Raw genomic sequence first — 26,015 nt, forward strand, 5'->3', positions numbered from 1 at the left:
TTTGCAATGATCCGAGACCTCACCGCCCTTTTCGCGGGCAAGCCCGCTCCCACAAGGAGCGCGCCAAACCCTGTGGGAGCGGGCTCGCCCGCGAAAGGGCCGGGACAGGCCGCCCAACTTTTGCTGGTAGTGCTGCTCTCGCTGGCATTACCTGCCTGGGCCTCGGAGCCCCGCGAGCTGGATTGGCCTGCGCTCATCCCCGAAGGCGCGCCGGTCATCCCGCCACAACTGGCACCGCTGCACGACATGTCGCAGCTGAGCAATGCGCTGTCGGCCGAATCGGCCCCGCCGGCACGCCAGCAGGCGCCCGATGCCCCGGTGGTGAAAAGCCTGGACGGCGAGCAGGTCAAGATCCCGGGCTATATCGTGCCACTTGAGGTCAGTGAAGAAGGCCGCACCACAGAGTTCTTGCTGGTGCCTTACTATGGCGCCTGCATCCATGTGCCACCCCCGCCGTCGAACCAGATCGTGCATATCTTCAGCGAAATGGGTGTGCGCGTGGAGGACCTCTACCAGCCTTACTGGATCGAGGGAAATATGCAGGTTAGAGCCTCCAGCAGCGAATTGGCCGACGCCGGATACCAGATGGAAGCGGAGAAAATATACGCTTATGTTCTCAAGTGAGAACTGTTTCGAATTCGTGACGACGCTTCTTTGAGCTGGGTCAAACTTTCGCTTCAGACGCATCCGTACCATTGGACTACTCGTTTACTCACGTCCTTTGGGAGCTTCCATGAACAAGTCCTTGCTCGGTGCCTCGCTTGTGGCCCTTGCGCTCGCCGCCCCTGTTGCCCACGCCCACCAGGCGGGTGATGTCATCGTCCGTGCCGGTGCCATCACCACTGCCCCGAACGAAAGCAGCGGCGACCTGAAATTCGACGGCAACAAGGTGTCGGGCACCAAGGCGACCCTGGACAGCGACACTCAGTTGGGCCTGACCTTCGCCTACATGCTCACCGACCACATCGGCCTGGAGCTGCTGGCGGCGACCCCGTTCAAGCACAGCGTCGGCGTCAAAGGGCTCGGTGGCGGGCTGGACGGCAAGCTGGCCGACATCAAACAGCTGCCACCGACCCTGTCCGTGCAGTACTACCCGATGGAGCCGAACTCCAAGTTCCAGCCGTACGCCGGCGTCGGCATCAACTACACCCTGTTCTTCGACGAAGACCTGACCAGCGAGCGCAAGCAACAGGGCTTCAGCAACCTCAAGCTGCAGGATTCGGTCGGTATCGCCGGCCAGTTGGGCATGGACTACATGATCACCGACAACCTGCTGGTGAACGCCTCGGTCTGGTACGTCGACATCGACACCAAGGCCAGCGTCAACGGCCCGACCGCATTGGGCTACAGCAAGACCAAGGTCGACGTCGATGTCGACCCTTGGGTGTACATGGTCGGCCTTGGCTACAAGTTCTGACCTGAACACGGCAGGGCGGCTTCGGCCGCCCTTTCCCGTTGCCCCCACGACCAGTACCCCAGCGCCAACGCACTGATCAACATCCCCAGTCCACAGACCGCCGTCCAGCCCCAGCGCGCATACACCCAGCTCGCCAGCACTGCGCCCAGGCCGCTACCGATCGAGTAGCAGCACATGTAGGCGCCGATCAAGCGACTGGCCATCGCGCCACGCCCTGCCAGCAGCAGACTCTGGTTGGTGACATGCACCGCCTGCACGGCGAAATCCAGCATCAGCACGCCCAGCACGAACGCCGTCAGCGATTGCCCGACGAAGGCTGTCGGCAGCCATGACAGCGTCAACACGGCCAGCGCCAGGCCGGTGGTGCGCTCGCCCAGCCCTCGATCAGCCAGCCGCCCGGCCCGCGACGCCGCCAGGGTGCCGGCGATACCAGCCAGGCCGAACAGGCCGATTTCGGTATGGCTGAGTGCGATCGGAAGTGCACTCAGGGGTAGCACCATCGCACTCCACAGCACGCTGAACGCAGCGAAGATCAGCAGCGCGAACAACCCGCGCCGGCGCAGCTGGCGATCGCGTCGATACAAGGTGAACAACGAGCTGATCAGTTGCAGGTAGCCTGGCCGTTGCGCGGGTACCCGGCTCGCAGGCAGCCAGCGCCAGAGCACCATGGCCATCAGCATGAGCACAGCCGCCGACACGAAGTACACAGTTCGCCATCCGGCCAGGTCGGCGAGCGCACCTGAAACCAGACGCGCCAGCAGAATACCCAGCACCACCCCGCTGGTGACCGTGCCCACCGCCTGGCCCTGACTGGCCGGGCTGGCGAGGGTGGCGGCGTGGGCGACCATCACTTGCACCATGACCGCCATCAGCCCGACCAGGGCCAGGGTGGCCAGCATTACCAGCCATTCCTGCGCCAGGCCAACACCGATCAGGGCCAGTGCGCAAATCAGCAGTTGCCCAAGCAGCAGGCGTTTGCGCTCGATCAGATCGCCAAGGGGCACGAGCAGGATCAGCCCAAGGGCATAACCCGCCTGAGTCGCACCGACCACCCAACCGATCTGCTGCTGCGCCACGCCCAAGTCGCTGGCTATCGATTCGAGCAAAGGTTGAGCGAAATAGACCGTGGCCACGGCCATGGCACAAGTGGCGGCAAGCAACAGGGTTATCCAGCGATTCATCGGGCTCACTCCTTTGCACCTGGTTTCAAATTGAAACCACATGGTGGCTATTTAACAAATGTGGTTTTAATCTGCAACCAGATCAACCAAGCAGGTGCTGCCAATGCTCGATGAAGTGAACGCTCAATGCCCCGTAGCCCGGGCGCTGGAAGTACTGGGTGACCGTTGGGCGCTGATGATCCTGCGCGATGCCTTCGATGGCCTGCGCCGTTTCAGCGAGTTCCAGAAGAACCTGGGGCTGGCGAAGAACATCCTCGCCTCACGGCTGAAGCTGCTGGTGGAGAGTGGGTTGCTGGCGTTGCAGCCGGCGTCGGATGGCAGTGCCTACAAGGAATATGTGCTGACCGAGAAAGGGCGCTCGGTGTTTCCGATCGTGGTGGGGTTGCGCCAGTGGGGGGAACGGTTTCTGTTCGAGGCGGGGGAAGCGCGGTCTGAGTTGGTGGACAGTACCAAGGGGCGGCCAGTCGGGATTCTGCAGGTGCGGGCCGAGGATGGCCGGCTACTGGCGGCGGAGGATTGCCTGCGCAAGGTTGTACGGCATACATGATGCAGGGGCCGCCTTGCGGCCCCAGCAATCTCAAGCCTTGCCGAGCAGCTTGGCCAACCCCTCGACCATCGGGGTCGCCTGCGGAAAATCGAAACGCGCCAGCAACCGCTGGTTATTCGCCCGCGAATGGCGAATGTCACCCGAGCGCGCCTGCCCATAACTGATCGTTGGCAAGCTGCCCACCACCTGCTCCAGCGCCTTGAGCATCTGGTTCAGCGAAGTCGCCTGGTTCAGGCCGACGTTCACCGCGCCCTCTTCCACCTGCGTCTGCTCCAGCGCTTGCACCATCACCTGCACCAGGTCGCCGACGTAGAGGAAGTCACGGGTCTGCTCGCCATCACCGAACACAGTGATCGGCAAGCCTTGGACCGCCCGCTCGCTGAAGATGCTGATCACCCCGGAATACGGCGAGGAAGGGTCCTGGCGCGGGCCGAAGATGTTGAAGAAGCGGAACACCACCGGCTCCAGGCCATGCTGGCGACGGTAGAAGTCCAGGTACTGCTCGCTGGCCAGCTTGTCCACGGCGTAGGGCGTCAGCGGCGCCTTGGGCGTGTCCTCGGCAATCGACTCGCCTTCGCCATTGTTGCCGTACACCGCCGCGCTCGAGGCAAACAGCACGCGGCGCACACCATGCACGCGCATGGCCTCGGCCACGTTGAGGGTGCCGATGAAGTTGCTCTGGTGGGTCTTCACCGGGTCTTCGACCGACGCCTGCACCGACGCCACCGCAGCCAGGTGGACCACGGCGCGGCAACCGGCGGCGGCACGCTGAACCAGCGCGGCGTCGGCGACATCGCCTTCGATCAACTCGAGGCGCGGGTTGCCCAGTTGCAGGTTGTCGCGCTTGCCGGTGGACAGGTCGTCGAGAATACGTACGGCATAACCCTTGGCCAGCAACGCATCGCACAGGTGGGAGCCAATGAAGCCGGCGCCGCCGGTGATCAGGATGGGGGCATCAGCCATGGCGGTAGAATCGATCCAGTAGTGGCGGCAAGCCCGCGCGCCAGGCACGCGGCTTGATACCGAAAGTGTGAAGAATTTTCTTGCAGGCCAGTACCGCGTGCTGCGGCTCCTCGCTGGCATCCGGCCGAGCGGCGTGGGCCTGCGCGGTCGGCGCCTGCACTGCCAGCTGGCGGTACTGCCCGGCCTCGCTGAGGATCGCCTGGCCCAGCGCCAGCGGCGTGGTCGCCTCGTTGCCGGCGTAATGGTAGGTGCCCCACAGCGGTGCACTGCAATCAAGCTGCTTGAGCACCGACAGGATCACCCGCGCAGCATCGTCAACCGGCGTCGGGTTGCCACGGCGGTCGTCGGCCAGCAGCAGCTCCTGGGGTTGCTCGGCGCGGGTCAGGAAGCGCCCCAGCGCCCCGTCGATGCTCTCGTCCAGCAACCAGCCGAAGCGCAGCAGCACATGCTGCGGGCACGCCGCGCGCACGCTCTGCTCGATACGCCACAGGGCCTGACCACGCTGGCCCAGCGGCACCGGTTCGTCCTTTTCGCTGTAGGCCGTGGCCCGCGAACCGTCGAACACCCGGTAGCTGGAAGGCTGAACCAGGGTGATCTGGTGGTGCTGGCACAACTCCGCCAGCCGCTCCACCGCCCGCTCCTGCTGGGCCAGGCGCTGGTCGCTGACCGACTCGGCCTGGAACCAGTCGAAGTAGTAGGCCAGGTTGACCAATGCATCGGGGCGATGATCGTCAAGCAGCTGAGTGAGGCTGGCCGGGGCCCAGCCGTTCTCCGGCGGGCGCGGTGCCAGGAATGCGATGTCCTCCTCGGCCCCGAGACGGATCAGCGCTTGCCCGAGGGCATTGCCACCACCCAACAGCATCAGGCGCATACGCATAGAGTCAGCAGATCCGAACAGGTTGATTGAGGGAAAGGGCCATTTTGCGGTTTCCGGGCGGGGAAGTCCAACCCTAGGGTTCGCTACTACTAATGCGCCTCAGAGCCACCACCTCGCAGGAAAATTCCTACGCCTTCGACTGGCCAAGTCCTGCATCCAATATCAAAAATAATTGCCTAAATAGCTCCCATATCTTTGCAGGCGCCTTGTCGATCAGCTTGCTCGACAGAGCGGTTCTGGAAGCAACTGTGCCGTTTTTACTGATAACGGTCGCTGCCTACTTTGCACTCAGCCCCAAGCTCGAGGATCAGGACCGCAAGCGGCGGCTGTCGTATTTCTACTTTGCGCTCGTGGTTGCTCCTGGGATTGGTTTCTATGACGGCATTTTTGGCCCAGGTACCGGTTCATTCTTCATGGTCGCCTTCACATTGCTGCTGGGGCAGCACCTCATGCAGGCAATCTGTCGCAGCAAACTGCTAAATGCATCCTGCAACCTTGGAGCGTTGTCGGTATTTGCCTTCGGTGGGGTCATCATATGGCCTTTGGCACTGGCCATGGCAGCCTGCGCCATCCTCGGCGCTCAACTCGGCGCTCGTTGTGCCCTCTACTTCGGTCCGCAACTGGTCAAACCACTATTGATCACGGTGTGTTGCCTGATGGCGATGAAGTTGTTGCTGGGTGATGGTCATCCGATAGGTGAATGGCTGCGCGCTTACACAGCGCTGCGCTAAATATTTCACTCAATCTCGAACAGGCTGTTACGCAACGGCCCCACGCTCAACCGCTGGCGCACATCATCATCGATCCGTGGATCATCCGGCCGGTACAGCCTGACCTGGCGATAGGCATTGATGCGGTTGATCTCCTCGCCCAGGTATTCCCACACCACGCGGGTGCAAGCCGGGTTGCGCCTGTCGCCGCTGGACACCCCGGCCTTCAGGCCATTGAGGCGGGTGATACGGCTCTTGAAGCTGGGGATGAGAATGGTCTGGCTCATCTCGTTGAAAGTCAGCGACTCGTAATCGATGAGGAACATCCGGTCCTGCAACTGGAACGCCGCGCCCAGGTAGCGGCAGCGCACCTCCGCATGCTGGTCGGTGGCGCTGGAGCGCTCCTGGCGTTCCTGGCGCTCGAACATGAAGCGGCCACGCTCCTCCCACAGGTGTACCAGCGACACCAGGATGGTGCCGGGTACCGACATGCAGTTGGAATACTCGAAGTAATAACCGCAATAGCGCGACAGGTTGCCAGCGTGGTCGTGCAGCGGGCGGAACAGTTCGCTGATCGGATCGCCGGGCTGGTCGGTGACGGTCGATACGCGCGCGCCGATCAAGCGGGCGAACTGTTCGGCCGGCAGGTTCAGCTCGTAATCCTCGACACCAAAGAAATCACCGATGCGCTTGAGGTTGAAAGGCGTCGGGCGACTCTGGCCGCTCAGGTACTTGTTGAACTGCGCGCGGTTGATCGAGAGCTGGCGGCAAACTTCCGAGATAGAGCGGTAGTGGCTGCAAGCCAGTTTGAGGTTGGTAGCGAAATGATCGCTCATGACAGAAGACTCAGGTGACGCGAATGATGCCAGTCTAGCATCAAGTCGCACCAAATCAGAGCAACCCGCGAAATTGTAACCACTCTTGTCATGGCCAACCATGCGCCCCAACGAATAGCGCTGCGCCTGCCGTCCGCTGTTCATTCCATGCGAAGAATAAGAATCGAGGTCATTTTCCAATGCTCGAAGCACTCAACGATTTCCTTTCCGGGAAACTCCTCATCGTGCTGATCGTCGGTCTCGGCGGTTACTTCACCATCCGTTCGCGGTTCGTCCAGTTCCGCCACTTTGGCCACATGTTCGCCGTGTTCAAGGAATCGCTGCGTGGCCAGGCAGGCCAGCTGAGCTCCTTCCAGGCCCTGATGCTGAGCCTCGCCGGCCGCGTTGGCGCCGGTAACATCGCCGGTGTCGGTATCGCCGTGACCCTGGGTGGCCCAGGCGCGGTGTTCTGGATGTGGGTCACTGCCCTGGTCGGCATGGCCAGCAGCTTCTTCGAATGCACCCTGGCCCAGGTCTACAAGCGCGCCGACGGCGACGGCCTGTACCGTGGCGGCCCGGCCTACTACATTCAGCACGGCCTGAAGCGCAAAAGCATGGCCATCGTGTTCTCGATCCTGCTGCTGGTCACCTACGGCTTCGCCTTCATCGGCCTGCAGTCGTACACCGTGACCCACTCGCTGCAGAACGCCTTTGCCTTCGACCCGCGCCACACCGGCATCGTCCTGGCCGTGCTGCTGGCCATCACCTTCCTCGGTGGCATCAAGCGCATCGCGGCAGTCTCGGACCTGCTGGTACCGATCAAGACCCTGGCCTACATCGGCGTGACCCTGTACGTGATCGGCACCCAGATCGAACACGTGCCGGCCATGCTGGAAACCATCTTCAAGAGCGCCTTCGGCCTCGACCCGGCGTTCGGCGGCCTGCTCGGCAGCGCCATCGTCATGGGCGTGAAGCGTGGCGTGTTCGCCAACGAAGCAGGCCTGGGCAGTGCGCCGAACGTGGCTGCCGTGGCTGCGGTGAAGCACCCGGGCGCCCAGGGCGTGGTCCAGGCCTTCAGCGTGTTCCTCGACACCTTCGTGATCTGCACCTGCACCGCGCTGCTGATCCTGCTGTCGGGCTTCTACACCCCAGGCTTCGAAGGTGACGGCATCGTCCTCACCCAGAACTCGCTGGCTGCCGTGGTCGGTGACTGGGGCCGCCTGTTCGTCAGCGTGGCGCTGTCGCTGTTCGTGTTCACCTGCATCCTCTACAACTACTACCTGGGCGAGAACAGCCTGCAGTTCCTCAGCCGCAACCGCATTGTGCTGCTGGGCTTCCGCGCCCTGGTACTGGCGCTGGTGGTGTGGGGTTCGATGCAGGACCTGTCGACCGTGTTCGCCTTCGCCGACATCACCATGACCTGCCTGGCCTTCGTCAACCTGGTGGCCCTGGCCCTGCTGTTCAAGGTCGGCCTGCGGGTGATGCGCGACTACGACGACCAGCGCAAGGCAGGCATCCAGCAGCCGGTGTTCGACTCGTCGAAGTTCGCCGACCTGGACCTGGACCGCAACGCCTGGCCTGCCAATCCACAGGTGGAAACAGCCACTGACAAAGCAGTCGGCCAAGCTCAGCCGCAGCGCTGATATCCTGCCCTGCCCAGCCGCCCCGTTCGCGGGCGGCTGCTCTACCTCCGCTCACCGCTTCGGATGCTTTCCATGCGTGCAGTCAAGAATCTCCTCGTCCTCTACACCGGTGGCACCATCGGCATGCTCGAAACCGCCGAAGGCCTGGCGCCGGCCGGTGGTTTCGATGCGCGGATGCGCGAACACCTCGCCCAGCTGACCGATGCGCCCCAGGTGCAGTGGACGCTGCAGGAAATGAACCCGCTGCTCGATAGCGCCAACATGCAGCAGCACAACTGGCTGGCGATGCGCGATGCCATCGTCGCGGCAGTGGACGCCGGCCATGACGGCGTGCTGGTGCTGCATGGCACCGACAGCCTGGCCTACAGCGCTGCGGCGCTGTCGTTCCTGCTGCTGGGCCTGGCGGTGCCGGTGCTGCTGACCGGCTCGATGCTGCCGGCCGGGGCACCGGGCAGCGACGCCTGGGGCAACCTGTGCGGCGCCCTGCGCCAGGTCGAACAGGGCCTGGAAGATGGCGTGCAGCTGTACTTCCACGGCCAGCTGCTGCATGGCTGCCGGACTTCGAAGCTGCGCAGCGAGGCTTTCGACGCCTTCGCCGCGCTGCCGCGCCATCGTGAAGGCGAGCGCGCCGCCGAGTTGCCTGCCGCCCTGAGCTATCGCCAGCAGCGCCAGCCGGTCAACCTGGCGGTGATGCCGGTGTTCCCGGGCCTTCAGGCCGGGCACCTGAAGGCACTGCTCGACAGCGGCGTGCAAGGGTTGCTGCTGGAGTGCTATGGCAGCGGTACCGGGCCGTCGGATGACCAGGCTTTGCTGGAGGTGCTGCGTGCAGCGCGCCAGCGTGGCGTGCTGCTGGCTGCCATCAGCCAGTGCCCGGAAGGGTCGGTGGTGTTCGACACCTATGCGGCGGGGAACCGCTTGCGCGGCGCCGGGCTGGTCAGTGGTGGCGGCATGACCCGCGAGGCGGCGCTGGGCAAGATGTTTGCGCTGCTGGGGGCGGGGCTGGATGTAAATGAAGCAGAGCGTTGGTTTGCTCTGGACCTGTGCGGAGAACGAGCCTGACTATCGCCTGTCAGGGCCTCTTCGCGGGTCAAGCCCGCTCCCACAAAGGCCCTGCATGGCAGTAAAAGTGGCGGAAGGCAGCGGGAGTCGAACCTGCCCGGGAACGGCTGCCGTCCCCAACCGGGTTTGAAGCCCGGCCGCGCCACCGGGCGCGATTGCCTTCCTTGAACTCAGTGCCTGGCCTGCTGCTGGGCCAGGGCGCTGTCGGCGCGGATGTAACGCTGGTCGGCCACCCTCCGGGTCAGGCCAAGACGGTCGAAGTATTCGAGAATCTGCACACTGCGCTTGCGACCGATGCCCAACATATCGCGAAACGCGGCAACCTGCACTATCGGCGTCTCGCCAGCCTGCCCCAGCAGCAGCTCTGCCATGCGCCGTAGCGTCACTTCAGGGTAGAACAGGTCGCGCACCACCTGATGCACCAGGCCCAACCGGGCCAGCTTGCGCAACAGCAAGCGCACATCCGCCTCCGCACAGTTTTCTTCAGTGGCCAAGGTCCTGACCCAGGGCGGGTCAAATTGCCCGGCCAGCAACTTCGGCTGCAGCCTCGCCCACAGCGCGCTGTCGGCGGCGCTCAACTGCACGGTGTGATCGGGCAGATGCAGCCACGGCCCGCTGCTGGCTATCACCTGATCATTGAGCAGCTCATCGAGCAGGCTGACAAACGCAGGGCGCTCCAGCGGCAAAGCGGCGAAGCGGCGCAGGCGGTCGCGGTCCGGGCCGAGCTGGTCGGGCTCCTGTTCATGGAACCGCGCCAGCTGCGCCAGCAGTTCATGCCTCAGTGCCTGCCATTGGCTTTTCGCAAACAGCAGCGGCCCCTGGCGCGTGGCCACCACCTGCACATCATCGGGCAATAGCCAGGTTTCGCGCTGGCGATTGAACTGGCGCTCCAGGCGCTGCGGGTCGAGACCACCGAGCGCACGGGTGAGCAAGGCCGGCAGTGCCTGCTCCAGGCCATCTGCATCACGCAGCACCTGCAATTGGCGCAAGCGTTCTTCGCTGCGGCGCTGCCGACTCGGCGCGAACGGGTCGAGTACCGTGCCACCGCCGAGGGTTCGCTGGGCACGCTGGTCTCGCAACACCAGGCGGTCACCGTGAACCGCCTGCAACGGCGCATTGAGCAGCAACTGGGCAAACATGCGCTGGCCGGCAGCCAGGGTTTCACCTTCGAGCAAGGCCACGCGGGCCGTTACATCCTGGGTGCCGAGGTGCACGTGAACCGCGCTGAAATGCTCGAAAACGCGGGTTTCCCCGGGTAGCAGGCAAAGTTCGATATCCACCCGCACGCTGGGCGCATGCAGCCATTCGGGCACCAGCCAGTCGCCTCGGTGCACCTGCTCTACCGTCAGGCGTTCGGCGGCGATGTTCAGCGCCACCCGCTGGCCGGCCTCGGCCACCAAGGCAACCTGGTTCTGTGCGTGCAGGCCACGCACCCGCACCGGCTTGCCGGCCTTGCCCAGCAACAACGTATCGCCCGCACTAACGCGCCCGGCCAGCGCCGTGCCGGTCACGACTACCCCGGCGCCAGTGACGGCGAAGGCGCGATCGACCGCCAGGCGAAAGCCACCGCGCACGCTGCGCTGGCGCACCCGCACTTCGGCTTCCAGCAAGGCCCGGCGCAACACGTCGATACCCTGCCCGGTGATGCTCGACACGGGGAATTGCCGTGCCTTGGCATAAGGCCCCTCAGCCAGCAACGCGCTGACCTGCGCCTGCACCTCTGCCAGCCGTGCGGGCTCGACACGATCACATTTGCTGATCGCCACCAGCGCCTGGGGAATACCCAGCAGCTCGATGATCGCCAGGTGCTCGCGGGTCTGCGGCATCACTCCGTCATCGGCGGCCACCACAAGCAGCACCAGGTCGATGCCATGGGCGCCAGCCAGCATGTTGTGGATAAACCGCTCATGGCCCGGCACATCGATGAACCCGGTCAACGCCGCCCCTTCGGCCAGCGCCGCGTAGCGGTAGCCGAGGTCGATGGTCATGCCGCGGGCGCGCTCTTCCTGGCGCTGGTCGCCGGCCTGCCCGGTGAGGGCCTGAAGCAGCGCGGTCTTGCCGTGGTCGATGTGGCCGGCGGTGCCGACGATCACTGCACGGGCCCCAGTTGCAAGGCTGGCAGCTGCGCCAGCCACTGGGCCTCATCGTCGAGCTGGCGCAGGTCGAGCCACAGGGCGTCGTCATCGATGCGCCCGAGCACCGGCACCGGCAAATCGCGCAAGGCCCGCTCCAGCACATGCAGGCTGCGCCCGCGCAGTTTCTTCGACACCTGCGGGCGCAGGCACAACGCAGCACTCGGCAGGCGCGCCACCGGCTGGCTGCCACTGCCGATCATGCCCAGCGCCGGCTCGACACTGACCTGCCATTGCTCGCCCAGGTGCGCCTTGAGTGCGGGGGCCAGGCGCTCGGCCTGGGCCTGGATCTCGGCCCGGCTGCGGGTGAGCAGGCGCAGGCTCGGCAAGCGCTCGGCCAGGCGGTCGGGGTTGCGGTACAGCGCCAGCACCGCCTCCAGTGCGGCGAGGGTGATCTTGTCGACGCGCAATGCGCGCTTGAGCGGGTTTTTCTTGATCCTGGCGATCAGTTCCTTGCGGCCGACGATGATCCCGGCCTGGGGGCCGCCCAGCAGCTTGTCGCCGCTGAAAGTGACAATATCGGCGCCATCGGCCAGTGCCTGGCGCACCGTCGGTTCGGCGGGCAGGCCCCAGCGGGTGAGGTCGAGCAGGCTGCCGCTGCCGAGGTCTTCGAGCAGTGGCAGTTCATGCTGGTGGGCGATACGCGCCAGATCGGCCGTCGGGACCTGATGAGTGAACCCCTGGATGCTGTAGTTGCTGCAGTGCACGCGCATCAGCAGGCCGGTGCGCGGGCCGATGGCCGCTTCATAGTCACGGGCGTGGGTACGGTTGGTGGTGCCGATCTCGTGCAACTTCACCCCGGCACGGGCCATGATGTCGGGGATGCGGAAGGCGCCGCCGATCTCGATCAGTTCGCCACGGGAGATGATGCCCTCCTTGCGCGCGCCCAGGCTGTTGAGCGCCAGCAGCACGGCAGCTGCGTTGTTGTTGACCACGGTGACGGCCTCGGCGCCGGTCAGCTCGCGGATCAGGCCTTCGATCAGGTCGTCACGGTCACCACGCTTGCCGGTGGCCAGGTCGAATTCAAGGTTGAGCGGGTAGCGGGCGGCAGTCTGCATGGCCTCGACGGCCTCTTCGGGCAGCAGCGCGCGGCCGAGGTTGGTGTGCAGCACGGTGCCGGTGAGGTTGAACACGCGGCGGACCTGGCTGCGCTGCTGGATGGCAAGGCGTTCGCCGGTACGGCCGAGGAGGATTTCCGGGGCCAGCTCGGCACTGCCGAGTTCGCCGCTGAGGGCCGGGGCGCGCAGGTCGTCGAGCAATTGCCTGAGGGTGGCCAGTACGGCGTCGCGGCCATGGCGGTCGACCAGCGGCAGGCATGCCGGGTGGCGCAGAAGCGTGTCGATGGAGGGCAGGCGTGGGGTGTCGCTGGCGAGGCTGGAAGACATGCAGTACTACCTTGGACTGATCCGTTGTCTGTTCTGCCCTTTTCGCGGGCAAGCCCGCTCCCACAGGGTTCTCCACAGGTCTGGGCGCCTGCCCAGTTGTTAGTGGGAGCGGGTTTACCCGCGAAGCAGGCGACTCGGTATTACAGTGTAGACACTCCCCTACTATCCAGGTGCGAGCATCAGGTTGGGTGCCAGGCGATGGAAGCCCTCCTCGTCCAGGCGGATATCCAGCGCCAGGCTGGCCAGGTCGTCGGCCAGCGGCTCGGCCGCCGCATCGTTTTCCAGATAATTCTGCTTCAGGTAACTCTCGCACCCCGGGCAACATTCGGCCCGTAGCGGCGCCTTGCCCGGCGCATGTCGATCGTCTTCGAGGCTGGTGTAACGCAAGTCCTTGCTCGACTCGCAATACACACACTTGACCCGCACCACATGCCACTCGCAAGCACACAGCGAACAGGCCAGGTAACGCAACCCGTTGTGCTTGCCACGGTTACGTACCACGCCGGCCATCGCCGGCGAACCGCAGGCCGGGCACTGCGCCAGACTACCGGCGGGCTTGAGTTCAGGGGCCGGCAGCGCCAGCAACCAGCTCGACCAGGCGGCCTGCAGGGCGGCGCCAATGAATGGCACCAGCGCCGCTGGCAGCGCATCGTACTGCCCGCCAAGCAAAGCGATACCCCAGCCTTTTCGTTCGCTGTCGTCACTGTCGCGCAGGGTTTGCAGCGCCTCGCCCAGCGCGCCGTTGGCCTCGCTGTCGAAGTGCATGAGCAAGGCCTGCAACCAGACCAGCCACGGCCCCTCACGCACCAGGCTGTCAGCTGCCAGCGGTGGCAGGCCATGACTTATGCACAGGCACTGCCGCTCTTCGGCCACAGGCAAGCCGCCGGGAGGGTTATCCACAAGCTGCTGCTGGACGCGGCACAGCTGTGCGATCAGGCGCAGGTAATCACCCAGGGCGTTGCCTTCGGCCAGGTGGTCCAGGCGCTCGGCGCGCAGTGCAAACAGGTTGGCAGGCGGCAGATGCAGAAACGGCGGCATCACCGCCGACGCTTCGATCTGCCCTGGTTCGAGTATCGTGCTCAAGCGTTCATCCTTCTTTGCGTCCGTGATTGCCCGGGGTCTTGTCGCCGGTCACTTCGCGGTACCACAGCTCATGGTGCTTGCGTGCCCAGGCGCGGCTGACCCAGCCATGCAGCATGGCGCCGACCGAGCCCTTGATCCAGATGCCGGCGTAGATGTGCACGATGATGCTGAGGATCAGCACGAACGCCGCCAGGGCATGGGCCAGCGCCGACAGGCGAATGACCTCGATGCCGAACAGGTGGCTGAAATACGCGCGCCAGATCACCACGCCGCTGAGCAGCAGCACCAGCATGCACGCCAACAGGGTCCAGAACAGCAGCTTCTGCCCGGCGTTGTATTTGCCGATCGGCGGTACGCCCTCCTCCTTGTTCAGCATCACCCGGTCCACGCGGCGCAGCCAGAGGCGGTCGTTGGCGGTGATGAAGTTGGCGCGCCAGAAACGGAACACCAAGCCGAGGAAGAACACGAACATCGCCACGCCCAGGAACGGGTGCAGGATGCGCGTCCACGGCCCGCCGCCGAACAGATGGCTGAGCCAGAACAGTGCCGGGTGGAACAGCGCCAGCCCGGAGAGCCCCGCCGTCATGAACAGGATCGCGACGATCCAGTGGTTGGTCCGTTCGTTGGCGTTGTAGCGCAGGATGGGTTTGTTGTCGTTCATGGCCGCTGCTCCCCTTGCCCACCGGGCTTGGTCGGGTCATAGACATGCACCGACGGGTCGACCTGATGCACGCTTTCGTCCGGCGGTGTGGGGTGTTCGTCCTCTTCCACCCGCTGTGGCCCCACCCGCACGTAGTGGAAGAACCCGGCCAGCACCGCGGCGCCCATGGCCAGCAGCGCCAGCGGTTTGGTGAAGCCCTTCCACAACCCCACCAGCGGGCTGATCACCGGCTGGTCCGGCAGGCCGGCGTACAGCTTGGGCGTGTCGGCATGGTGCAGCACATACATCACGTGGGTGCCGCCGACGCCGTCCGGGTCGTACAGCCCGGCCTTGTCGTAACCGCGCGACTTGAGGTCGACGATGCGCTCGGCGGCATGCACTTTCATCTCGTCCTTGCTGCCGAACACGATCGCCCCGGTCGGGCAGGTCTTCACGCAAGCGGGTTCCAGGCCCACGCTTACGCGGTCGGAACACAGGGTGCACTTGTACGCCTTGTGGTCCTTCTGCGAGATGCGCGGGATGTTGAACGGGCAGCCGGTGATGCAGTAGCCGCAACCGATGCAGTGGTCCTGGTTGAAGTCGACGATGCCGTTGGCGTGCTTGATGATCGCCCCCGGGCTCGGGCATGCCTTCAGGCAACCTGGGTCGGCGCAGTGCATGCAGCCGTCCTTGCGGATCAGCCACTCCAGGTTGCCGTCGTCGCGCTCGTGCTCGGTGAAGCGCATCAGGGTCCAGGTCTCGGCGGTGAGGTCCTGGGGGTTGTCGTAGGTGCCGTGGTTGTGGCCGACCTCGTCACGCAGTTCGTTCCACTCGGAACACGCCACCTGGCAGGCCTTGCAGCCGATGCACTTGGTGGTGTCGATCAGCTTGGCGACCTCCTCCAGCTGGCGTACCGAGGGCGGAACGGTGGTGGTGGCCGAGCGGGCGATGATGTCTTGGCTGGCCATCAGAGTTTCTCCACTTTGACGAGGAACGACTTGGACTCCGGCGTCTGGGTGTTACCGTCACCGAGGAACGGCACCAGGGTGTTGGTCAGGTAGCCATGCCGCGTGGTCCCGGTGAAGCCCCAGTGCAGCGGGATGCCGATCTGGTGGACGGTCTGGTTGTTGACCTGCAGCGGGCGAATCCGCTTGGTCACCACGGCCACCGCATCGATGTGCCCACGCTTGCTCGACACCCGCACCCGGTCACCCGCCTTGATGCCTTTCTCGTTCGCCAGCACCTCGCCGATCTCGACGAACTGCTCGGGCTGGGCGATGGCGTTGAGGCGGCAGTGCTTGCTCCAGAAGTGGAAGTGCTCGGTCAGCCGGTAGGTGGTCGCCGCATAGGGGAACTCGTCGTGCTTGCCGAGGGTGTCCCACACCGAATCAAAGATCCGCCCGGCCGGGTTGCTGGTGGCCTTCTTGTTCTGCGGATGCAGCGGGTTGATGCCAATCGGCGTCTCGAACGGCTCGTAGTGCTCGGGGAACGGGCCTTCGGCCATCTTGTCGATGGCGAAGAACCGCGCCACGCCTTCGGGGTTCATGATGAAGGGGTTCATCCCCGCTTCAGGCGGCGAGTCGACCTTGAAGTCGGGCACGTCGGTGCCGGTCCAGGCCTTGCCGTTCCACCACACCAGGCGCTTCTTCTCCGGGTCCCACGGTTTGCCTTGCGGGTCGCTGGACGCACGGTTGTAGAGGATGCGGCGGTTGGCCGGCCAGGCCCAGGCCCAGTTCTGCACCTGGTGCATGCCGTACGGGTCGCTGTTGTCACGGCGGGCCATCTGGTTGCCCTGCTCGGTCCAACAGCCGGCGAAAATCCAGCAGCCAGACGCGGTGCTGCCGTCGTCCTTCAGCTGACCGAAGCCAGACAATTGCTGGCCGGCCTTGAGCGTGGCACCGGTGGCGTCGGTGAGGTCGGTGACTGCCCAGCCGTTCATCTCCTTGGCCAGCTCCTCAGGCGATGGCTCTTCAGGGATCTTGTACGGCCAGTGGATGTTCATCATGGCGTCGGGATAGGCGCCGCCCTCGGCCTGGTAGCGCTTGCGCAGGCGAATGAACAACTCGCTCATGATCTGCACGTCGGTGCGGGTCTCGCCCGGGCCGTCAGCGCCCTTCCAGTGCCACTGCAGCCAGCGGCTGCTGTTGACCAGCGAACCGTCCTCCTCGGCGAAACAGGTGGTGGGCAGGCGGATCACCTCGGTCTGGATATTGGCCGTGTCGACGTCGTTGAACGGCCCGGCATTGCGCCAGAACTCCGAGGTTTCGGTGGCCAGCGGGTCCATGATCACCAGCCACTTGAGCTTGCCGAGGGCCGCAGTGACGCGGTTCTTGTCCGGCAACGCGGCGATCGGGTTGAAGCCCTGGCACATGTAACCATTGACCTTGCCCTGGCTCATCATCTCGAACATGCGCAGCACGTCGTAGGCCGGCACGTCGAGCTTGGGCAGCCAGTCATAGCCCCAGTTGTTTTCCGCGGTTGCGTTCGGCCCGTACCAGGCCTTCATCAGGCTGACGTGGAACTTGCCGTAGTTCTGCCAGTACGACAGTTGCCCTGGGCGCAGCGGCTTCGACGCACGCTTGTCGATGTAGGTGGCGTAGTCCTGCTCGGCGTCGCCGGCCAGGGTCAGGTAGCCCGGCAGCGAGTTGGACAGCAGGCCCAGATCGGTCAGGCCCTGGATGTTGGAGTGCCCGCGCAAGGCGTTGACCCCGCCACCCGGCATGCCGACGTTGCCCAGCAGCAGCTGGACCATGGCCGCACTGCGGATGATCTGCGCGCCGATGGAATGCTGCGTCCAGCCGAGCGCGTAGAGGATCGTCATGGTCTTGCCCGGTACCGAGCAGGTGGCGATCTCTTCCCAGACCTTCATCATGGCGTCCTGCGGCATGCCGCAGGTCATGCTCGCCAGCTCCGGGGTGTAGCGGCTGTAGTGCTGTTTCATCAACTGGAACACGCAGCGCGGGTGCTGCAAGGTCGGGTCGACCTTGGCGAAGCCGTCCTCGCCCAGCTCGTAACCCCAGCCGGATTTATCCGCGTACACGCGCTTGGCCTCGTCGTAGCCGCTGAACAGCCCGTCCTCGAAGCCATAGTTCTCTTTGACGATGAACGACACGTCGGTGTAGTTGCGCACGTACTCGTGCTGGATCTTGTCGGTGCTCAGCAGGTAATTGATCAGCCCGCCCATGAAGGCGATGTCGGTACCGGTACGGATCGGCGCGTAGTAGTCCGCCACCGAGGCGGTACGGGTAAACCGCGGGTCGACCACGATCAGCCGCGCCTGGTTGTGCGCCTTGGCTTCGGTCACCCATTTGAAGCCGCACGGGTGCGCTTCTGCTGCGTTGCCACCCATCACCAGGACCAGATTCGCGTTGGCGATATCGGACCAATGGTTGGTCATGGCGCCACGGCCGTACGTCGGGGCAAGACTTGCCACCGTCGGGCCATGTCAGACACGTGCCTGGTTGTCGAACCCCAGCATGCCTGTTGCGCGGACGACCTTGTGGGTCAGGTAGCCGGCCTCGCTGGAGGCGGCGGAAGCAGCGAGGAAACCGGTGGTAAGCCAGCGGTTGACGGTTTGCCCCTGGGCGTTCTTCTCGATGAAGTTGGCGTCGCGGTCCTTTTTCATCAGGTCGGCGACGCGGTCCAGCGCCTCGTCCCAGCTGACCCGCACCCACTCATTGCTGCCCGGCTTGCGCATCTCTGGGTACTTGAGGCGGCTGGGGCTGTGGATAAAGTCGAGCAGGCCGGCACCTTTCGGGCACAGGGTGCCGCGGTTGACCGGGTGATCGGCGTCGCCTTCGATGTGGATGATGTTCTGTTTGACGTTTTTGCCCGCATCACCCTGGCTGTACATGATCAGGCCGCAGCCGACCGAGCAGTAGGGGCAGGTGTTGCGGGTTTCCTTCGTGTGCGCCAGCTTGAAGTGACGCACCTGCTCGGCGAAGGCCGGCGTCGGGACCATGCCCAACGCCGCCAGGCTCGAACCTCCAAGGCCGACAGCGGCGACCTTGAAGAACTGCCGACGGTTGAGATCCATCGTGCACTCCTGATCAGGTTTGGACGCACGGAACATGGCCGGCGCCTCTTGGTAGTCACGGTGGCGGCTTTTTGATGGCTGCCAATAGGTAAGACTAGTCAAGAAACGAGAAGGTGCGATGACATGGGTCAGGGGTGTGGGGATTGATTGTGTCTGGGGGTTGCGTTGGAGCTGCCGGGTGCATGTCTCGGGTTCTATGGCGCCTGTGAGACCGAGCGCCGCCCGCGCGGCGGCGCTCGATCTCACAGGCGCCAAACATGTTGTGGCGAGCACCTGGCAGCCCTCACCTTCTCTTCTGGCAGGCACACCAGCCATAAAAAAACCCAGAGCAACTGCCCTGGGTTTCTGGTCTAGCTAGACGCCTAACCGCTCAATCAGAACGGAATATCGTCATCAAAGCTGTCAAAGTCAGCCGCTGGCTGCGGCGCAGGCTGCTGCGGCGCCGGGCGCTGTTGCTGCTGCGGGCGCTGGGCCTGCTGGCGTGGCGGGGCCTGGTTGTACTGTTGCTGCTGGCCGCCACCGTAGTTGCCGCCACCCTGGTTGTACGGATCGCCGCCCTGCTGCTGGCCCTGCGGACGGCCGCCGAGCAGCTGCATGGTGCCGTTGATGTCGACGATGATCTCGGTGGTGTAGCGCTTGATGCCGTCCTTTTCCCACTCGCGGGTCTGCAGCTTGCCTTCGATGTAGCACTGCGAACCTTTGCGCAGGTACTCGCCGGCGATTTCGGCAACCTTGCCGAACAGCGACACACGGTGCCACTCGGTACGCTCGACCTTCTGGCCCGACTGCTTGTCGGTCCACTGCTCGCTGGTGGCCAGGCTCAGGTTGGTCACGGCGTTACCGTTGGGCAGGTAGCGGACTTCGGGATCCTGGCCACAGGTGCCGACCAGAATGACTTTGTTAACCCCACGGGCCATAACGTTCTCCTAGGCTTCGCACGCCGAAGAGGCTGGATTCACCAGTCGCTCGAGGGTCGCACGGTCCAAAATTTTCGTATCCAGTTTGATATAGATGGCGGATTCGTCTGCCACCACCACGGCGTCGGTCACACCCGGCACGGCCATCAGGCGCTCGGTCAAGCCGGCTTCCCGAACGGCCTCTGGCGTCAGCGGCATGCGCAGGCTGGTCACATAGGGTGGCTCGTTCATGCGCAAGGCGACGACCAACCAGATGGCACACAAGATTGCGCAACCGAGGAACACCAAGTTCAGCCCGCCGTGCTGGAACAGCCAGCCACCCAGGATGCCTCCCAAGGCAGCGCCGAGGAACTGGCTGGTGGAGTACACCCCCATCGCCGTCCCCTTGCCACCAGCAGGCGACACCTTGCTCACCAGCGAAGGCAACGAGGCCTCCAGCAGGTTGAATGCGGTAAAGAATACCACGGTGCCAATCACCAGTCCGCGCAAACCGTCAGCCCACTGCCAGAAGAACACTTCCGTCAGCAGCAGGACACTGACCGCTCCGGCCAGGACACGTTTCATCTTGCGCTTTTTTTCGCCGTAGATGATGAACGGGACCATTGCAAAAAATGAGATGAACAACGCGGTCAGGTACACCCACCAGTGCTGCTCTTTCGGCAGGCCGCCGCGCTCGACGAAGGCCAGCGGCAGTGCGACGAAGCTGGCCATGAGGATGGCGTGGAGGATGAAGATACCCACGTCCAGGCGCAGAAGGTCCGGATGGCGCAGGGTCGGGCCGATGGCCTGGCGCGCCACACCGGATTCGCGGTGCTGCAAAATACTGTGGGTGTTGGGCACGACGAAGGCGATCAGCAGGATGCCGACCAGGGCAAGTCCTGCAGTGGCCAGAAACAATCCTGACAAACCAAAGGCACTTGTGAGCAATGGGCCGACAACCATGGCCACGGCGAACGACAAACCGATGCTCATGCCGATCATGGCCATGGCCTTGGTCCGGTGCTGCTCGCGGGTCAGGTCGGACAACAGTGCCATGACCGCAGCGGAAATCGCCCCGGCGCCCTGCAGGATCCGCCCGGCGATCACGCCCCAGATGGAGTCGGCCTGGGCCGCCAATACGCTGCCCAGGGCGAAGACCACCAGCCCCAGGTAAATCACCGGGCGACGGCCGATGCGGTCGGAAATCATCCCGAACGGGATCTGCAATACTGCCTGGGTCAGGCCATAGGCGCCAATGGCCAGGCCGATCAGCGCGGGCGTGGCGCCGGCCAGGTCCATGCCGTAGGTGGCCAGCACCGGCAAGACCATGAACATGCCCAGCATACGAAAGGCAAAGACCAGGGCCAGGCCGCCAGCAGCGCGGGTTTCGCCGCTGCTCATGCGCTCGTTGTGGGTGTCGTGCATGGATAAACCTCGTGTGAACCGGCGGCGATTCTATCAGTCCGACAGCTTGACGGCATCTACGCGACGCTTTGCCGCGTACTGGCAGCGCGCCGTATACTTCCTTGTTTATGCCCGCCGAGCGAGGCCGCAGTGGACAAGATCCTGATTCGTGGGGCGCGTACCCACAACCTGAAGAACATCGACCTGACCCTGCCGCGGGACAAGCTGATCGTGATCACCGGCCTGTCCGGATCCGGCAAGTCGTCCCTGGCGTTCGACACCCTCTATGCCGAAGGCCAGCGCCGTTACGTGGAGTCGTTGTCGGCCTATGCCCGGCAGTTTCTGTCGATGATGGAAAAACCCGACGTCGACACCATCGAAGGCTTGTCGCCGGCCATTTCCATCGAGCAGAAGTCGACCTCGCACAACCCGCGCTCCACGGTCGGCACCATCACCGAGATCTACGACTACCTGCGCCTGCTGTATGCCCGCGTCGGTACGCCGCGCTGCCCGGACCACGACATTCCGCTGGAGGCGCAAACGATCAGCCAGATGGTCGACCTGGTGTTGGAGCGCCCGGAAGGCAGCAAGCTGATGCTGCTGGCGCCGGTGGTGCGCGAGCGCAAGGGCGAGCACCTGGCGGTGTTCGACGAGCTGCGCGCCCAGGGCTTCGTCCGTGCGCGGGTCAACGGCAAGCTCTATGAGCTCGACGAACTGCCTAAGCTGGACAAGCAGAAAAAGCACAGCATCGATGTGGTGGTGGACCGCTTCAAGGTCCGTGCCGACCTGCAGCAGCGCCTGGCCGAATCGTTCGAGACCGCGCTGAAGCTGGCCGACGGCATCGCTCTGGTGGCCCCCATGGATGACGAGCCCGGCGAAGAGATGATCTTCTCCGCACGCTTCGCCTGCCCGGTGTGCGGCCACGCGATCAGCGAGCTGGAGCCGAAGCTGTTCTCCTTCAACAACCCGGCCGGTGCCTGCCCGACCTGTGACGGCCTGGGGGTGAAGCAGTTCTTCGACACCAAGCGCCTGGTCAACAGCGAGCTGACCCTGGCCGAAGGGGCGATTCGCGGCTGGGACCGGCGCAACGTGTACTACTTCCAGATGCTCGGCTCGCTGGCCGCGCACTACGGCTTCAGCCTGGAGGAGCCGTTCGGCGAACTGTCGGCCGAGCACCAGAAGGTGATCCTGCAGGGCAGCGGCAAGCAGAGCGTCGACTTCAAGTACCTCAACGACCGCGGCGACATCGTCAAGCGCTCGCACCCGTTCGAAGGCATCGTGCCGAACCTGGAGCGCCGCTACCGCGAGACCGAATCGGCCACCGTACGTGAGGAGCTGGCCAAGTTCCTCGGCACCCAGCCCTGCCCGGATTGCCGTGGCACCCGCCTGCGCCGCGAGGCGCGCCATGTATGGGTTGGCGAGAAGACCCTGCCGGCGGTGACCAACCTGCCGATCGGCGAAGCCAGCAACTACTTTGGCGAGCTGACCCTGACCGGCCGACGCGGCGAGATCGCGGCGAAGATCCTCAAGGAAATCTGCGAGCGCCTGCAGTTTTTGGTCAACGTGGGCCTGGACTACCTGACCCTGGACCGCAGCGCCGATACCCTGTCGGGTGGCGAAGCCCAGCGTATTCGCCTGGCCAGCCAGATCGGCGCCGGCCTGGTCGGGGTGATGTACATCCTCGATGAACCGTCCATCGGTCTTCATCAACGCGACAATGACCGCCTGCTGGCCACCCTCAACCACCTGCGCGACCTGGGCAACACCGTGATCGTGGTGGAGCACGACGAGGACGCCATCCGCCTGGCCGACTACGTGGTCGACATCGGCCCGGGTGCGGGTGTGCACGGTGGCCAGATCGTTGCCGAGGGCTCGCCGCAGGAGGTCATGGACCACCCTGACTCATTGACTGGCAAGTACCTGTCCGGGCGCAAGAAGATCGTTGTGCCGGCCCAGCGCACCCCGCGCAACAAGAAGTTGCAGCTCAAGCTCAAGGGCGCGCGTGGCAACAACCTGCAGAACGTCGACCTGGAAGTGCCGATCGGCCTGCTGACCTGTGTGACCGGAGTGTCCGGCTCGGGCAAGTCGACGCTGATCAACAATACCCTGTTCCCCCTCGCCGCCACCGCCCTCAATGGTGCGACCAGCCTGGAAGCCGCGCCGCACAGCAGCATGGACGGCCTGCAGCATCTGGACAAGGTGGTGGACATCGACCAGAGCCCGATCGGCCGCACGCCGCGCTCGAACCCGGCAACCTACACCGGCATCTTCACGCCGATCCGCGAGCTGTTCTCCGGCGTGCCGGAATCGCGTTCGCGCGGCTACGGCCCGGGGCGTTTTTCGTTCAACGTCAAGGGTGGCCGTTGCGAGGCCTGCCAGGGCGATGGCCTGATCAAGGTGGAAATGCACTTCCTGCCGGACATCTACGTGCCCTGCGACGTGTGCAAGAGCAAGCGCTACAACCGCGAAACCCTGGAGATCAAGTACAAGGGCAAGAACATCCACGAGGTGCTGGAAATGACCATCGAGGATGCCCGTGAGTTCTTCGATGCGGTACCGGCGCTGGCGCGCAAGCTGCAAACGCTGATGGACGTGGGGCTGTCGTACATCAAGCTGGGGCAGTCGGCGACCACCCTGTCTGGTGGTGAGGCGCAACGGGTGAAGCTGTCGCGCGAGTTGTCCAAGCGCGATACCGGCAAGACCTTGTACATTCTCGACGAGCCGACCACAGGCCTGCACTTCGCCGACATCCAGCAGTTGCTGGACGTTCTGCACCGCCTGCGTGACCACGGCAACACCGTAGTGGTGATCGAGCACAACCTGGATGTGATCAAGACTGCCGACTGGCTGGTGGACCTCGGGCCGGAAGGCGGTTCCAAGGGCGGGCAGATCATTGCATGCGGTACGCCGGAAGAGCTGACCAAGATGAAGCAGTCGTATACCGGGCACTACCTCAAGCCATTGCTGGAGCGTGACCGGGCCTGACGGCTGCCGGTGACATGGAAAAGCCCCTGGTACCGTAAGTGCCAGGGGCTTTTTCGTGAAGCTGTGGATAACTTACATCTGCGACTGCAGGTAGTTCTCCAGGCCGATGGCCTTGATCAGGCCCTGCTGCTTCTCCAGCCAGTAGGTGTGATCTTCTTCGGTGTCGGCCAGCTGCGCGCGCAGGATGTCGCGGCTGATGTAGTCCTTGTGCAATTCGCACAGCTCGATGCCTTTGCACAGCGCGCCACGCACCTTGTACTCAAGCTTGAGGTCGGCCTCGATCATTTCCGGCACGGTGCTGCCCACTTCCAGGTCGTCCGCGCGCATGTCGGGAGTGCCTTCGAGCATGAGGATACGGCGCATCAGGGCATCGGCGTGCTGCGTCTCTTCTTCCATCTCGTGGTTGATACGCTCGTAGAGCTTGGACAAGCCCCAGTCTTCGTACATGCGCGAGTGAATGAAGTACTGGTCGCGTGCGGCCAGTTCGCCCTTCAGCAACGTGACGAGGTAGTTGATTACGTCCGGGTGACCTTGCATCGCCCTGCTTCTCCCTGTGAAAACGGCTAATGCACATAGTGTGAACCAGCTTTTGCGCGCGGTCACTGAAAAACGCGCAATTAGAAGCAAAAAATCGGTTAAACAGTAGTGATATTCATTGAAAAACCGCCCAAATGAGGGCGGTTCTTCTTATCACTTCGACTTAGGCGAGATTCATGCCCAACGCCTTGGCGATGCCTTCGCCGTAGGCCGGGTCGGCCTTGAAGAAGTACTGCAACTGGCGCTCGATCACGTCTTGGCTGACCCCCGCCATGGTGCCGGCAATGTTGCTGATCAGCAGTGCCTTCTGTTCGTCGCTCATCAGGCGGAACAACGCACCGGCGTGGCTGTAGTAGTCATTGTCCTCACGATGATCGTGGCGATCTGCGGCGCCGCTCAGGGCCAGTGCAGGCTCCGCGTGGCGTGGCGACTGTTTCGGCGCATCGGCGTAGCTGTTTGGCTCGTAGTTCGGCGCGCTGCCGTAGCCGCCCATGGCCATCGAACCATCGCGCTGGTAGCTGTTGACCGTGCTGCGCGGGGCGTTCACCGGCAGTTGCTGGTGATTGGTGCCCACACGGTAGCGATGCGCATCCGCGTAAGCGAAGACGCGACCCTGCAGCATGCGGTCAGGCGACAGGCCGACCCCTGGGACCATGTTGCTCGGGCCAAACGCCGCCTGTTCCACTTCGGCGAAGTAGTTAAGGGGATTACGGTTGAGCTCCAGCACACCGACTTCGATCAGCGGGTAATCCTTCTGCGACCAGGTCTTGGTCACGTCGAACGGGTTTTCGTCGCGGTTGGCCGCCTCGGCCTCAGTCATCACCTGGATGCACACGGTCCAGCGCGGGAAGTCACCACGCTCGATGGCCTCGAACAGGTCACGCTGGGCGTAGTCCGGGTCGGTGCCGGCCAGGCGTGCGGCGTCGGCCGGTGCCAGGTTCTTGATGCCTTGCTGGGTCTTGAAGTGCCATTTGACCCAGGTGCGCTCGCCTTGGGCATTGATCAGGCTGTAGGTGTGGCTACCGAAGCCGTGCATGTGCCGGTAGCCGTCCGGGATACCACGGTCGGAGAACAGGATGGTGACCTGGTGCAGCGCCTCGGGCGAGTGCGACCAGAAGTCCCACATCATCTGGGCGTTCTTCAGGTTGGTTTGCGGGTGGCGCTTCTGGGTGTGGATGAAATCCGGGAACTTGAGCGGGTCGCGGATGAAGAACACCGGCGTATTGTTGCCAACGATGTCCCAGTTGCCTTCCTCGGTGTAGAACTTCACCGCAAAGCCACGGGGGTCACGCTCGGTATCCGCCGAGCCGCGCTCGCCGCCGACTGTCGAGAAGCGCAGGAAGGTCTCGGTCTGCTTGCCGACCTGCGCGAACAGCTTGGCGCTGGTGTAGGAGGTGATGTCGCGGGTAACGGTGAATGTGCCGTAGGCACCCGAGCCTTTGGCGTGTACACGGCGCTCAGGGATGTTCTCGCGATTGAAGTGGGCGAGCTTCTCGATCAGGTGGAAGTCATCGAGCAGCAGCGGGCCGCGTGGGCCGGCGGAACGGGAATTCTGGTTGTCGGCTACAGGTGCACCGCTGGCGGTGGTGAGAATCTTGCTCATGGGCTCTCCTTATCGGTCTTCGAGTGCCGGCGAAACGGCTTGAGAAGGAGTATCGACGAGCGGTAGCTTCAGAACAAATTCATTACATGACTTGTATCAATA

The 26,015-nt window shown here is 64.0% G+C and carries 21 protein-coding genes and 1 tRNA gene; 7 read left to right on the top strand and 15 right to left on the bottom strand.

The genetic code is table 11. The features are described from left to right. Window positions 1-6: 6 nt before the first annotated feature. Window positions 7-624 (top strand): DUF3299 domain-containing protein, encoded by a 618-nt coding sequence (locus CAF78_RS21580; protein ID WP_256573932.1) that lies wholly within the window; start codon window positions 7-9, stop codon window positions 622-624. 109 nt (window positions 625-733) lie between these two features. After that, a complete protein-coding gene (locus CAF78_RS21585) occupies window positions 734-1,417 on the top strand; it encodes an OmpW family protein (RefSeq protein WP_054886541.1) in 684 nt (227 codons plus the stop codon). Here the strand turns inward: CAF78_RS21585 and CAF78_RS21590 are convergent. After that, window positions 1,405-2,640, bottom strand: coding sequence for an MFS transporter (locus CAF78_RS21590; RefSeq protein WP_371856912.1), 1,236 nt, complete (start codon window positions 2,638-2,640; stop codon window positions 1,405-1,407). The genes CAF78_RS21585 and CAF78_RS21590 overlap by 13 nt on opposite strands. A 61-nt stretch (window positions 2,641-2,701) precedes the next feature. Here CAF78_RS21590 and CAF78_RS21595 point away from each other — a divergent pair, with 61 nt between their 5' ends. Further along, window positions 2,702-3,145, top strand: a complete 444-nt coding sequence (locus CAF78_RS21595) for a helix-turn-helix domain-containing protein (RefSeq protein ID WP_085677084.1) — start codon at window positions 2,702-2,704, stop codon at window positions 3,143-3,145. 30 nt (window positions 3,146-3,175) lie between these two features. Here CAF78_RS21595 and CAF78_RS21600 read toward each other — a convergent pair whose 3' ends face one another. Together CAF78_RS21600 and CAF78_RS21605 are read right to left on the bottom strand one after the other, a co-directional pair. Further along, entirely contained in the window at window positions 3,176-4,108 is a 933-nt protein-coding gene (locus CAF78_RS21600) for an NAD-dependent epimerase/dehydratase family protein (protein ID WP_085677083.1), read from the bottom strand. Continuing rightward, window positions 4,101-4,985 (bottom strand): sugar nucleotide-binding protein, encoded by an 885-nt coding sequence (locus CAF78_RS21605; RefSeq protein WP_054886538.1) that lies wholly within the window; start codon window positions 4,983-4,985, stop codon window positions 4,101-4,103. Before CAF78_RS21605 ends, CAF78_RS21600 begins: the two co-directional genes overlap by 8 nt. 92 nt (window positions 4,986-5,077) lie before the next feature. On the opposite strand from CAF78_RS21605, the gene CAF78_RS21610 reads away from it, so the two are divergent. After that, complete coding sequence (locus CAF78_RS21610; protein WP_085677082.1) at window positions 5,078-5,716, top strand: TSUP family transporter; 639 nt, start codon at window positions 5,078-5,080, stop codon at window positions 5,714-5,716. 5 nt (window positions 5,717-5,721) lie between these two features. Here the strand turns inward: CAF78_RS21610 and CAF78_RS21615 are convergent, their stop codons facing one another. Further along, window positions 5,722-6,531 carry a helix-turn-helix transcriptional regulator gene (locus tag CAF78_RS21615; RefSeq protein WP_085677081.1) on the bottom strand — a complete coding sequence of 270 codons (810 nt, stop codon included), beginning with the start codon at window positions 6,529-6,531 and terminating at the stop codon, window positions 5,722-5,724. A 179-nt stretch (window positions 6,532-6,710) separates the two neighbouring features. Here CAF78_RS21615 and CAF78_RS21620 point away from each other — a divergent pair, with 179 nt between their 5' ends. Continuing rightward, the gene (locus CAF78_RS21620; protein WP_085677080.1) at window positions 6,711-8,153 is read left to right on the top strand and encodes a sodium:alanine symporter family protein; all 1,443 of its coding nucleotides are present in this window, start codon (window positions 6,711-6,713) and stop codon (window positions 8,151-8,153) included. A gap of 72 nt (window positions 8,154-8,225) precedes the next feature. Beyond that, window positions 8,226-9,212, top strand: coding sequence for an asparaginase (locus CAF78_RS21625; RefSeq protein ID WP_085677079.1), 987 nt, complete (start codon window positions 8,226-8,228; stop codon window positions 9,210-9,212). A 68-nt stretch (window positions 9,213-9,280) separates the two neighbouring features. On the opposite strand, the gene CAF78_RS21630 is transcribed toward CAF78_RS21625, so the two are convergent. The 9 genes from CAF78_RS21630 to CAF78_RS21675 form a co-directional block, all read right to left on the bottom strand. Further along, window positions 9,281-9,376: transfer RNA gene (locus CAF78_RS21630), tRNA-Sec, on the bottom strand. A gap of 6 nt (window positions 9,377-9,382) precedes the next feature. After that, window positions 9,383-11,305 carry a selenocysteine-specific translation elongation factor gene (gene selB / locus CAF78_RS21635; protein ID WP_085677244.1) on the bottom strand — a complete coding sequence of 641 codons (1,923 nt, stop codon included), beginning with the start codon at window positions 11,303-11,305 and terminating at the stop codon, window positions 9,383-9,385. Then, window positions 11,302-12,729: an L-seryl-tRNA(Sec) selenium transferase gene (gene selA / locus CAF78_RS21640; RefSeq protein ID WP_085677078.1), complete on the bottom strand. Its 1,428-nt coding sequence runs from the start codon at window positions 12,727-12,729 to the stop codon at window positions 11,302-11,304. The genes selB and selA overlap by 4 nt, the downstream gene beginning before the upstream one ends. Window positions 12,730-12,891: 162 nt before the next feature. Further along, entirely contained in the window at window positions 12,892-13,812 is a 921-nt protein-coding gene (fdhE, locus tag CAF78_RS21645) for a formate dehydrogenase accessory protein FdhE (RefSeq protein WP_085677077.1), read from the bottom strand. 4 nt (window positions 13,813-13,816) lie between these two features. After that, window positions 13,817-14,473: a formate dehydrogenase subunit gamma gene (locus tag CAF78_RS21650; RefSeq protein ID WP_085677076.1), complete on the bottom strand. Its 657-nt coding sequence runs from the start codon at window positions 14,471-14,473 to the stop codon at window positions 13,817-13,819. After that, window positions 14,470-15,420, bottom strand: coding sequence for a formate dehydrogenase subunit beta (gene fdxH / locus CAF78_RS21655; RefSeq protein ID WP_079226352.1), 951 nt, complete (start codon window positions 15,418-15,420; stop codon window positions 14,470-14,472). Before fdxH ends, CAF78_RS21650 begins: the two co-directional genes overlap by 4 nt. Beyond that, the gene (gene fdnG / locus CAF78_RS21660; protein ID WP_139831425.1) at window positions 15,420-18,488 is read right to left on the bottom strand and encodes a formate dehydrogenase-N subunit alpha; all 3,069 of its coding nucleotides are present in this window, start codon (window positions 18,486-18,488) and stop codon (window positions 15,420-15,422) included. The genes fdxH and fdnG overlap by 1 nt, the downstream gene beginning before the upstream one ends. A gap of 374 nt (window positions 18,489-18,862) precedes the next feature. Next, on the bottom strand, window positions 18,863-19,405 hold the full coding sequence (locus tag CAF78_RS21670; protein WP_085677073.1) for a single-stranded DNA-binding protein: 543 nt from the start codon (window positions 19,403-19,405) through the stop codon (window positions 18,863-18,865). A 9-nt stretch (window positions 19,406-19,414) separates the two neighbouring features. Next, window positions 19,415-20,809, bottom strand: coding sequence for an MFS transporter (locus tag CAF78_RS21675; RefSeq protein ID WP_085677072.1), 1,395 nt, complete (start codon window positions 20,807-20,809; stop codon window positions 19,415-19,417). Window positions 20,810-20,938: 129 nt separating this feature from the next. Between CAF78_RS21675 and uvrA the strand changes: the two genes are divergently transcribed. Continuing rightward, window positions 20,939-23,773 (top strand): excinuclease ABC subunit UvrA, encoded by a 2,835-nt coding sequence (uvrA, locus tag CAF78_RS21680; RefSeq protein ID WP_085677071.1) that lies wholly within the window; start codon window positions 20,939-20,941, stop codon window positions 23,771-23,773. Between the two features lie 72 nt (window positions 23,774-23,845). Here the strand turns inward: uvrA and bfr are convergent, their stop codons facing one another. Then, window positions 23,846-24,310: a bacterioferritin gene (gene bfr, locus CAF78_RS21685; RefSeq protein ID WP_003257116.1), complete on the bottom strand. Its 465-nt coding sequence runs from the start codon at window positions 24,308-24,310 to the stop codon at window positions 23,846-23,848. A 163-nt stretch (window positions 24,311-24,473) separates the two neighbouring features. Beyond that, entirely contained in the window at window positions 24,474-25,913 is a 1,440-nt protein-coding gene (locus CAF78_RS21690) for a catalase (RefSeq protein ID WP_085677070.1), read from the bottom strand. Between the last annotated feature and the right edge of the window lie 102 nt (window positions 25,914-26,015).

Source organism: Pseudomonas sp. R28(2017) (assembly GCF_002112505.1).
Taxonomy (GTDB): domain Bacteria; phylum Pseudomonadota; class Gammaproteobacteria; order Pseudomonadales; family Pseudomonadaceae; genus Aquipseudomonas.